The sequence below is a fragment of the Streptomyces sp. genome, assembly GCF_035563135.1.
Lineage (GTDB): Bacteria > Actinomycetota > Actinomycetes > Streptomycetales > Streptomycetaceae > Streptomyces.
On record NZ_DATMVN010000168.1, the window covers coordinates 1 to 6,824 of the forward strand.

The 6,824-nt window shown below is 73.2% G+C and carries 8 protein-coding genes; 6 read left to right on the forward strand and 2 right to left on the reverse strand.

What is annotated here, in order from left to right; all coding sequences use genetic code 11:
* The 5 genes from VN520_RS07135 to VN520_RS07155 form a co-directional block, all read left to right on the forward strand.
* Window positions 1–896: pseudouridine synthase (locus VN520_RS07135; RefSeq protein ID WP_325745999.1), on the forward strand; the 896-nt coding region annotated here is incomplete at its 5' end.
* A 131-nt stretch (window positions 897–1,027) separates the two neighbouring features.
* Window positions 1,028–1,681 (forward strand): nicotinamide riboside transporter PnuC, encoded by a 654-nt coding sequence (pnuC, locus tag VN520_RS07140; RefSeq protein ID WP_325746000.1) that lies wholly within the window; start codon window positions 1,028–1,030, stop codon window positions 1,679–1,681.
* Window positions 1,678–2,757, forward strand: coding sequence for an AAA family ATPase (locus tag VN520_RS07145; protein WP_325746001.1), 1,080 nt, complete (start codon window positions 1,678–1,680; stop codon window positions 2,755–2,757). Before pnuC ends, VN520_RS07145 begins: the two co-directional genes overlap by 4 nt.
* Window positions 2,754–3,497, forward strand: a complete 744-nt coding sequence (locus VN520_RS07150; RefSeq protein WP_325746002.1) for an NUDIX hydrolase — start codon at window positions 2,754–2,756, stop codon at window positions 3,495–3,497. Before VN520_RS07145 ends, VN520_RS07150 begins: the two co-directional genes overlap by 4 nt.
* Window positions 3,494–4,516 (forward strand): ADP-ribosylglycohydrolase family protein, encoded by a 1,023-nt coding sequence (locus VN520_RS07155; RefSeq protein ID WP_325746003.1) that lies wholly within the window; start codon window positions 3,494–3,496, stop codon window positions 4,514–4,516. Before VN520_RS07150 ends, VN520_RS07155 begins: the two co-directional genes overlap by 4 nt.
* A gap of 85 nt (window positions 4,517–4,601) precedes the next feature.
* Here the strand turns inward: VN520_RS07155 and VN520_RS07160 are convergent, their stop codons facing one another.
* Window positions 4,602–5,168, reverse strand: a complete 567-nt coding sequence (locus tag VN520_RS07160; RefSeq protein ID WP_325746004.1) for an XRE family transcriptional regulator — start codon at window positions 5,166–5,168, stop codon at window positions 4,602–4,604.
* Between the two features lie 47 nt (window positions 5,169–5,215).
* On the opposite strand from VN520_RS07160, the gene VN520_RS07165 reads away from it, so the two are divergent.
* Window positions 5,216–6,106 (forward strand): class I SAM-dependent methyltransferase, encoded by an 891-nt coding sequence (locus tag VN520_RS07165; protein ID WP_325746005.1) that lies wholly within the window; start codon window positions 5,216–5,218, stop codon window positions 6,104–6,106.
* On the opposite strand, the gene VN520_RS07170 is transcribed toward VN520_RS07165, so the two are convergent.
* Window positions 6,079–6,798: a nucleotidyltransferase domain-containing protein gene (locus VN520_RS07170; RefSeq protein ID WP_325746006.1), complete on the reverse strand. Its 720-nt coding sequence runs from the start codon at window positions 6,796–6,798 to the stop codon at window positions 6,079–6,081. The two genes, VN520_RS07165 and VN520_RS07170, sit on opposite strands and share 28 nt — an antisense overlap.
* Window positions 6,799–6,824 lie beyond the last annotated feature (26 nt).

The window sequence follows — 6,824 nt, forward strand, 5'->3', positions numbered from 1 at the left end:
GCGGCGGTGCCAAGGGCGGCCCGAGGACGGCGCAGAACGTGAGCAAGGGCGGCCGGCGCCAGGGCGCGCCCGCCCGCCCGCGGGAGCTCGACGCCAAGATCGAGCAGCGCAACCGCGACCGGTACGCGGAGAAGCCCGAGATCCGCACGCCGAAGACGCATCCCGGCGCCGAGCAGGAGGGCGAGCGCCTGCAGAAGATCCTCGCCCGGGCCGGCATGGGCTCGCGCCGGGCGTGCGAGGAGCTGATCGAGCAGGCCAGGGTCGAGGTCAACGGCGAGGTCGTCCTGGAGCAGGGCATGCGCGTCGACCCGCAGAAGGACGAGATCAAGGTCGACGGCCTGACCGTCGCCACCCAGTCGTACCTCTTCTTCGCGCTGAACAAGCCCGCCGGCGTCGTGTCCACCATGGGCGACCCGGACGGACGCCAGAACCTCGGTGACTACGTCAACAACCGTGAGACGCGGCTGTTCCACGTCGGACGGCTCGACACCGAGACCGAGGGCATCATCCTCCTCACCAACCACGGCGAACTGGCCCACCGTCTGACGCACCCCAGGTACGGCGTGAAGAAGACCTACCTGGCCGCGATCCAGGGGCCGCTCCCGCGCGACCTCGGCAAGCGGCTCAAGGACGGCATCCAGCTGGAGGACGGGTACGCCCGCGCCGACCACTTCCGGGTCGTCGAGAACACCGGCAAGAACTACCTGGTCGAGGTCACGCTCCACGAGGGCCGCAAGCACATCGTCCGCCGCATGCTGTCCGAGGCCGGCTTCCCGGTCGAGCGCCTCGTGCGGACGTCCTTCGGGCCGATCCCGCTGGGCGACCAGAAGTCGGGCTGGCTGCGCCGCCTGACCAACACCGAGGTGGGCATGCTGATGCGCGAGGTCGGCCTGTAGTCACCGCGCTCCACTCCGAACGGCCCGCGGCCGGTTCCTCGTTCGTTTTTTCCGGACAGGAACCGGCCGCGGGCCTTTCGCGTCCGCGTTTTCTTCTTTATAGTCAGTATGACTATTAAGAAGGAGGCGGCGTGACGCTCGCGGACATACTCGGCCCCTTGCAGCAGCCCCTGGTGACGGTCCTGGGCACTCCGGTCAGCTGGACCGAGGTGCTGGGCTTCGGCAGCGGTGCGCTGTGCGTCTGGCTCGTGGCCCGCCAGCACCTCGCCAACTGGCCGATCGGCATCGCCAACAACCTGTTCTTCATCCTGCTGTTCGCCCAGTCCGGCCTGTACGCCGACGCCGGCCTGCAGGTCGTCTTCATCTCCCTCGCCGCGTACGGCTGGTGGACCTGGACCCACGGGGGTGGACCGGGCGCATCCGTCCTGCCGGTGCGGCGCACCACCCGCACCGAATGGGGCTGGCTGCTCGCGGCGGGGGCGGCGGGGGCCCTCGGTCTCACCCTGCTCCTGTCCCGGGCCACGGATTCGACCGTGCCGTTCTGGGACGCCCTGACCACCTCGCTGTCACTCATGGCGACGTACGGGCAGTGCCGCAAGCGCGTCGAGTCCTGGTGGCTGTGGATCGCCGCCGACGTGGTGTACATCCCGCTCTACGCGCACAAGGAGCTCTACCTGACCTCCCTGCTGTACGCCGGATTCCTCGCGCTCTGCGTCGCCGGACTGCGCAGCTGGAACCGGGACCTGGCCCCGGCCCGGCGCGAGGACGCGGCGGTGCCGGCGTGAAGCGCCACGGGCACGGTCTGGTCCTCGGCAAGTTCTATCCGCCGCACGCCGGCCACCACCACCTCGTGCGCACCGCACGGGACCGCTGCGAGAGGCTCACCGTCCTCGTCTGCGCCGCCTCCGTCGAATCCGTGCCGCTCGCCGACCGGGTCGCCTGGATGCGGGAGGTCCACCCCGATGTCCGGGTGGTGGGCGCCGTCGACGACATCCCCGTGGACCTCACCGACGCGGCCGTCTGGGACGCCCACATGGAGGTCTTCACCACGGCCGTGCCCGAACGGGTCGACGCCGTCTTCACCTCGGAGCCGTACGGCCGGGAACTGGCGCGCCGCTTCGGCGCGGAATCCGTCCTCGTCGATCCGGACCGCGTCCTCTTCCCCGTGTCGGGCACCGCGGTCCGCGCCGATCCCGCCCGCTGCTGGGACTACCTGGAGCCGCCCGTGCGGGCCGCGCTCGCCCGCCGGATCGTCGTCCTGGGCGCCGAGTCCACCGGCACCACGACGCTGGCCCGCGCCCTGGCCGGGCACTACCGGGAGCGCGGCGGTGTCTGGGCGCGTACACGGTACGTCGCCGAGTACGGCAGGGAGTTCAGCGAGGCGAAACTCGCCGCCCTGCGCAGCCGGTGGCCGGACGCCCGGTGGGAGGACGTCACCTTCACCACCGACGACTTCCCCCTCATCGCCGAGACCCAGAACGCCAGGGAGGAGGCCGCCGCGCGGGCGGGGTCCCCGGTCCTCTTCTGCGACACCGACTCCTTCGCCACCACCGTCTGGCACGAGCGCTACGTCGGCGGGCGCAACCCCCTCGTCGAGACGACCGCCGACCGTGCCGTCCACCACCTCTGGCTGCTCACCGACCACGAGGGGGTCGCCTTCGAGGACGACGGACTGCGCGACGACGAGGAGCTGCGGCCCTGGATGACGGACCGCTTCCGTGCCGAACTCACCCGTACGGGAAGGAAGTTCATCGAGGTCACCGGGAGCCGCAGCGAACGCCTCGACACGGCGGTCGCCGCCGTGGACGACCTCCTCGCCGCCGGCTGGCACTTCACCGCGCCCCTGCCGGAGCGACGATGAGCACCGCCCCCGAGGGGTACGACCCCCACGCCTTCTTCCCCTTCGCCGTCACCGTCGACCTCGCCGTCTTCACGGTCCGCGAAGCACGGCTCCACGTGCTGCTCGTGGAGCGCGGCGAGGCCCCCTACCAGGGGCGGTGGGCGCTGCCCGGCGGCTTCGTCCTGCCCCGGGAGTCGGCCGAGGAGGCGGCCCGCCGTGAACTCGCCGAGGAGACCGGGCTCACGAAGAAGTCCGTGTGCGCCTTCCACCTCGAACAGCTGCGCACCTACAGCGATCCGGACCGCGACCCCAGGATGCGGGTCGTCTCCGTCGCGTACGCCGCGCTCGTGCCCGATCTCCCCGAACCACGGGGCGGCGGGGACGCGGCCCGGGCCCAGTGGTGGGACGCGGGTGCCACCGGGGCGCTCGCCTTCGACCACGACCGCATCCTGTCCGACGCGCACGACCGGATCGGCGCGAGACTCGAGTACTCCTGCCTGGCCACCGCTTTCTGCCCCCCGGAGTTCACCCTCGGTGAGCTCCAGCAGGTCTACGAGACCGTCTGGGGCGTCGAGCTGGACCGGCCCAACTTCCGGCGCAAGGTCCTCACCACACCCGGCTTCGTCCAGGCCGTGGACGGACCGCCGCGCCGCACCGGCGGACGGGGGAAACCGGCCGCCCTCTACCGGGCGGGTGCCGCCACCGCCCTGCACCCACCCCTGTTGCGCCCGGAAGGGCGTCCGGAAGGACGGACACCATGATCCCGACACGAATCCTCACCAAACAGGCGGCCACAGGAACGCTGACCGGGCTCGCGCTCGGCGACGCGCTGGGCTTCCCCACCGAGTTCGACGACGTCCCCGCGATCCTCGCGAAGTGCGGGCCCTGGCGCGGGATGCGGCTCCCGGAGCCCGCGCTCGTCACCGACGACACCCAGATGACCCTCGCCCTCGGACGCGGCATACGCACCGCCATGGACCAGGGGCTGCTCACCCCGCAGCGGATGGTGGGCCCGGTCCGGCAGGAGTACGTGCGCTGGAACCGCTCACCCGACAACAACCGCGCTCCCGGCCGCACCTGCCTGGAGGCATGTGCGCTGCTGGAGGGTGACCGGGCCTGGCAGGAGGCCAGCAGGACCGGCTCCAAGGGCTGCGGCGCCAACATGCGCGTCGCCCCCGTCGGCCTCGTGCCCGGCCTCAGCGACGAACAGCGTGCCGGGGCCGCCCAGCTCCAGGCCGCCCTCACGCACGGCCACCCCACCGCGCTGGCGGCCTCCGACCTGACGGCCCGCGCGGTGTACCTCCTGGCCCAGGGGGCCGAACCGCTCGGCCTGGTGGGCCAGCTGCGCTCCTACGCCTACGAGAACCGGGGCCGCTACCTCACCCGGTGGCTCGGTGACCTGTGGCGGTACACCGGGGACGCCTCGCCCGAGGTGTTCATCAGCCGGGGCTGGGACGAGTGCCTGGCCATGCTGGGACACGTGCAGGACGCGCTGCGCCGGCCGTCGCCCGAGACCGACCCGTGCGAGCGGACCGGCGACGGCTGGATCGCCGAGGAGGCCCTCGCCACCGCTCTGCACTGCTTCCTGCTCTTCCCCGAGGAGCCGGTCACCGCCCTGCGCCGGGCCGCCTGCACGAGGGGTGACTCCGACTCCATCGCCTGCCTCACGGGCGCGCTGGCCGGAGCGCACCTGGGGGCGGGGGCCTGGCCCAAGGAGTGGTCGGAGCGCATCGAGTACCGCAGCGACCTGCTGTCACTGGCCGCGCTCTGGGACGCCTGACCAGGAGCGCGGGAATGCGGCCGTGGACCTGCGGGGGGTCCACGGCCGCGCTCCGGGGCGGCCGGGGCCCCGCCCCGGCCGCCTCTCACGCCCGTTCGCGCAGATGGGAGCGGCGGCCGTCCCGGTCGAAGATGCCGAGGACCTCGGCCGGGCCGCCGACGGCGCCCAGCGCGTGCGGGAGCATCGTGGTGAACTCCGCCGCCTGCCCCTCCTCCACCCGCAGCCGCCGTTCCCCCAGCAGCAGCACGACCGTGCCGGACAGCACCGTGAACCACTCCCGGCCGGGGTGCGCCTTGAGCGCGGAGGGGCCCTCGGGCGGCGGGCCGGTCAGCCGTATCCGGGCCACCGTGACGCCGGGATCACCCCGCAGCGCCCACTGGGTCAGGCCGTGCGCCGGGTGGTGGGTGGGGTTGGTGACGACGTCGTCGGCCTCCGTCTCGACCAGCTGGTCGAGCGAGGTGCCGAGGGCCCGGGCGATCCCGGTGAGCTGGTCGAGCGCGATCCTGCGGTGGCCGGTCTCGATCCGGCTGAGGGTGGAGGGGCTGAGGTGGCAGCGGGCGGCGAGGTCGTCGAGCGACCAGCCGTGCGCGGCCCGCAGGGCCCGGATCCGTTTGCGTACGAGGCCGTCGAGGCCACTGCCTTCTTGCGTCATGGGCAAGACAGTATGCGCTGGGCGCAAAGCTTCGTAGGCTCGGCCGTATGACATCTTCCGCTTCCCCCACGCACCACCACGGCCCCGGACATCACCATGAGCACGGCCATGGACAGGCGGACACCGGCCAGGACGACGCTCTCGCCGCCGTGCTCGATCTCGACGCCGAGATCTTCGCCCCGTACCTCGACGCGGTCACCCGCCGGGTCGCCGAGCTCGCCGGGGGCGGCGTCACCCACGTCGTCGACCTCGGATCGGGCACCGGGGCCGGCACGTTCGCCCTGCTGGAGCGCTTCCCCCGTGCCCGTGCGACCGCCGTGGACAGCTCTCCGGCGATGCTGGCCCGGCTCGCCGAGTCGGCCCGGGCGAAGGGCCTGGACGACCGGGTGAGCACCCTGGAGACGGACGCGGGCACCGGGCTCGGCGGCATCACGGACGCCGACCTCGTCTGGGCATCGGCCTCCCTGCACCACCTGGACGACCCGGCCGCCGCCCTCTCCGGGATCCGCGCCGCGCTGCGTCCCGGCGGGCTGCTGGCCGTCGCGGAGCTGGACGGGATGCCGCACTTCCTCCCGGACGACGCCGTGGCGGGCCGCCCCGGCCTGGAGGACCGCTGCCGCGAGGCGCTGGCGGGCCTCCACGCCGGACAGGTGCCGCACCTGGGCGCCGACTGGGGCGCCCTGCTGGCCGCGGCCGGCTTCACCGTCGAACAGGAACGCACGGAACGGCTGGAGCTGCGCGCCCCGCTGCCCGACGCCGTCGGCCGGTACGCACACCTCGTGCTCGGCCGTGTCCGCGGCGCCCTGGACGGACGGGCCGACCCCGCGGACCTCGCCGCGCTCGGCACCCTGCTCGACGGCGGCCCCGGGGACGTGCGTCACCGCGAGGACCTGGTCGTCCGCTCCACACGTCAGCTGTGGCTGGCCCGCCGCTCCTGAGACATGTCCGCCGAAGCCCGCCGGGCCCGCACCAGGAAGTCCTCCACGCGGTCCCGGCCGGGCTCCGGCGGCAGCGGGGAGCGGGCGGCCGCCTCCTCGTTCTCCTCGGCCAGCCGCGTCATCCGGCGCTCCACCTCGGCCCACGGGACCTCGCCCCGCTTCACCGCCAGCAGGTCCTCGCGCGCGTCCCCGGCCTCGATCCGCAGCTCACCGGTCCGCAGCAGGTCACGGCCGCACGCCAGCAGCCGCAGCAGGTGCATGGCGTGCTTCCAGCGCGGAGCGCCGTGCGTGCGGACATCGGCCTCCAGCTTCCGCCGCTGGCCCAGCGCGTAGCGCAGATACGTCCCGTGGGCCCGGCGGGACAGGAACGCCCCGCGCAGGCCGATGAGCTCCCGGCCCGTGGCGTCGATCCGCTCCACGAGAGGGGAGTGCAAACACTCCAGCACGTTGGGGTTCGCCCGCAGGGCCAGCTCGCAGAAGCGTTCCAGCTCCCAGGAGAACTGCTCGGCGGCCGGGCCCTCGACATGGGCCGGCGGTTTCGTGAAGCCCCAGAACAGCGGGGTGGGTGCGAGGAAGACCCCGCGCCGGTCCGTGTCGCTGTCCTCGGTGGCCAGGCCGAAGGCCCGGGAACCCATCACACAGGAGTAGACGGTGTGCTCCCGCACGAGCCGCTCGCCTTCGGAGGTGATCATGCGCGCGAGGGTACGCGCCGTGCGCG

Coding starts and splice junctions, on each gene's coding strand:
- VN520_RS07150 (WP_325746002.1), top strand. CDS start 2,754: ATGAGCACCGCCCCCGAGGGGTACGACCCCCACGCCTTCTTCCCCTTC.
- VN520_RS07155 (WP_325746003.1), top strand. CDS start 3,494: ATGATCCCGACACGAATCCTCACCAAACAGGCGGCCACAGGAACGCTG.
- VN520_RS07160 (WP_325746004.1), bottom strand. CDS start 5,168: ATGACGCAAGAAGGCAGTGGCCTCGACGGCCTCGTACGCAAACGGATC.
- VN520_RS07165 (WP_325746005.1), top strand. CDS start 5,216: ATGACATCTTCCGCTTCCCCCACGCACCACCACGGCCCCGGACATCAC.
- VN520_RS07170 (WP_325746006.1), bottom strand. CDS start 6,798: ATGATCACCTCCGAAGGCGAGCGGCTCGTGCGGGAGCACACCGTCTAC.